The 472-nt window shown below is 40.5% G+C and carries 1 pseudogene; it reads left to right on the top strand.

Annotated elements, in window-relative coordinates:
• Positions 1–21: 21 nt before the first annotated feature.
• Positions 22–472: pseudogene (locus VQ048_RS12590) on the top strand (RHS repeat-associated core domain-containing protein); the annotation flags it as partial.

The raw sequence follows: 472 nt of genomic DNA, 5'->3' as shown, positions 1-472 counted from the left end.
TATTACGACCCGAGAGTAAGTTTGTGGCTGAATGTAGACCCGTTAGTAGAAAAAACAATGCAACCGTATGCTTATACGAATAATAACCCTATAATGTTGATAGACCCAACGGGTATGGAGGCAGAGGATTGTCCTACTTGTCCAAAACCAGAGAGAGCGGAGCAAACTTTTAGGGTAAATAATAACACTTATGTTGCAACTCCTGCACAAGAAAATTCTAATAATTTAGAGTGGGTAAAGCAGAGAGATATAGAAGGTGTAACGCTAACAAGAAACAAGTCGGATGAAAATATAAGAGCAGCAAGGTTGCGTTTAAGCCAAGCCATAGCTAATAGTCCTGCGGCTAAGTCTGTGGAACGATTTGAGAAAGGTTTAGCAATAGCAACGGGAGGTATTATTTTAGCCCCGCTACTACCTTATGCGGTAAGTACTGGTTCTACTTCTGTATTAGCGACTAAAGCAGGTATTAGTA

This window comes from Bergeyella anatis (assembly GCF_036016955.1).
Classification (GTDB): domain Bacteria; phylum Bacteroidota; class Bacteroidia; order Flavobacteriales; family Weeksellaceae; genus JAYWXI01.
The sequence above is the reverse complement of the archived record's forward strand: the minus strand, read 5'-3'. Positions and strand labels throughout refer to the sequence as shown.